Annotated in this window: 2 protein-coding genes; one reads left to right on the top strand and one right to left on the bottom strand. The window is 62.5% G+C overall.

Annotated elements, in window-relative coordinates:
* Positions 1 to 54: 54 nt before the first annotated feature.
* Complete coding sequence (locus tag AC1DX0_RS34980; protein WP_477222992.1) at positions 55 to 882, top strand: tetratricopeptide repeat protein; 828 nt, start codon at positions 55 to 57, stop codon at positions 880 to 882.
* Positions 883 to 1,086: 204 nt separating this feature from the next.
* Here AC1DX0_RS34980 and AC1DX0_RS34975 read toward each other — a convergent pair whose 3' ends face one another.
* Positions 1,087 to 2,112, bottom strand: coding sequence for a type II secretion system F family protein (locus AC1DX0_RS34975; protein ID WP_477358975.1), 1,026 nt, complete (start codon positions 2,110 to 2,112; stop codon positions 1,087 to 1,089).
* Positions 2,113 to 2,157: the final 45 nt, after the last annotated feature.

The following is a 2,157-nucleotide window of genomic DNA, read 5'->3' as shown; positions in this document are numbered from 1 at the left end:
AGAGGGAAGATGGCCACGCAATGGCCGCGCGCATGAATGGAGGCTTAGGGTGTGATGCCGACCAACCGGACAGTGAATTCCAGGGGAAAACGGCTCGTCACCACGGCCCTCATGCTGGCGCTGGCGGCGGGCATCGCCGGTTGCGGAACCAGCAGAATGACTACCGGCTCGATCGGCCGCTCCGGCGGCAAGCCGCTGGAGACCATGTCGGCGGGAGAACTGCACAATGCGACGGCCGCCCTTGGCCAGTCCTATGCCAAGAACCCCAACGACAAGCGTATAGCGACCAACTTCGCGGCCGCGCTGCAGATGGACGGTGATGCCGACCAGTCGCTTGCCGTGATGCGCAAGCTGGCGATCGCCTACCCCAAGGATCGCGACGTGCTCGCGGCCTATGGCAAGGCACTGGCCGCCAATGGTCAGTTCGAGGCAGCGCTCGACGCCGTGCGCCGTGCGCAGACGCCGGAATATCCAGACTGGAAGCTGGTGTCGGCGGAAGCGGCCATCCTTGATCAGATCGGCCAGAAGGACGACGCGCGCCAGCTCTACCGCAAGGCCCTCGAACTCAAGCCGAACGAGCCCTCGGTTCTCTCCAATCTCGGCATGTCCTATGTGCTGGAAGGGGACCTGCGCACCGCCGAGACTTATATGCGTTCAGCCGCCCAGCAGCCCGGCGCCGACAGCCGTGTGCGCCAGAACCTGGCATTGGTCGTCGGCCTGCAGGGACGCTTCGACGAAGCCGAGAAGATCGCCTCGCAGGAACTCTCGCCCGAACAGGCACAGGCCAATGTCGCCTATCTCAGGCAGATGCTGGCCCAGCAGAATGCCTGGACCCAGCTCAAGGATCAGGACAAGTCGAAGTCGAAGCCGGCAACCAACTGACACAGCGATTTCGCCAACAGAACAAAGCCGCGCTGCATGCAGCGCGGCTTTTGCATTTGTGCTAGAGCAATTCCAGGAAAGTGTGAAACGGTTTTCCCGGGAAAAGCGCGTAGCGCTTTCCCTTGGGAATTGCGTCAAAACAAAGAGTTAGAGCGGTTCACCGTTTCCGTGAAACGGTGAACCGCTCTAGGATTGCCGTGTCTCTTACTGGCTGGACGGCGCAGCCGCCCCGGAATGATCGCCGAAGATGCCGYGCTGGCTGACCTGGATGCCGGCAGGGCCCAGGATGATGGCGAAAAGCACCGGCAGGAAGAACAGGATCATCGGCACGGTGAGCTTGGGCGGCAAGGCGGCAGCCTTCTTTTCGGCGGCGTTCATGCGCATGTCGCGGCTTTCGGCGGCGAGCACGCGCAGCGCATGCGCCACGGGCGTGCCGTAGCGCTCGGCCTGGACGAGCGCCTGSGWCACCGAYTTSACCGATTCCAGACCGGTACGGCTTGCAAGATTCTCATAGGCCTGCTTGCGCTCCTGCAGATAGGAGAGCTCGGCATTGGTCAGGATGAATTCTTCCGCCAGAGCCACCGACTGCGCGCCGATCTCGTCGGCGACCTTGCGCAGTGCTGCCTCCACCGACATGCCCGACTCCACGCAGATCAGCATCAGGTCGAGCGCATCCGGCCATGCCATCTGGATCGACTGCTTGCGCTTGGTGGCGCGGTTGTTGACATAGACGACCGGTGCGTAGAAGCCGCCATAGGCAACGAGGATGCAGACGAACAGCCGGATGACCAATGGTTTGTCCGGCAACCCGCCAAGCACGAATATGTAGACCAGAGCCAGCGCGAAGCCGACAAAAGGCAGCACCAGACGGAAGAAGAGAAACCGCGTCAGCGGGTTCTGTCCCCGGAAGCCGGCTACCTTGAGCTTCTGCAAAGTGCTCTCGTCGGCGAGGGCGCGCCGCAGGTCGAGCCTGTCGACGATGTTGCGCATGCCGACCGACTGTTGCTCGCGCAGACCCTTGCGGCGGCGATCGGCCTCGGTCGCAAGCCGCGCGCGCTGCTTGGCGCGAAGCTCATCGCGCTCCAGCGCGACCGATTTCATGCGCGCCTTGAGCTGGCTGCCACCAAACGCCGGCAACAGCGTAAAGACGGTCGCAAACACGGCGATGCCGACCAGCAGTGCGATCAGCAGCGTCGGATCAGTCAGCGATTTGATGACTTGTTCGGTCATGCCGTGGTCCTAGACTTCGAAGTTCATCATCTTGCGCATCACAAG

This window comes from Mesorhizobium sp. P3_A9, assembly GCF_056402975.1.
The sequence above is the reverse complement of the archived record's forward strand: the minus strand, read 5'-3'. Positions and strand labels throughout refer to the sequence as shown.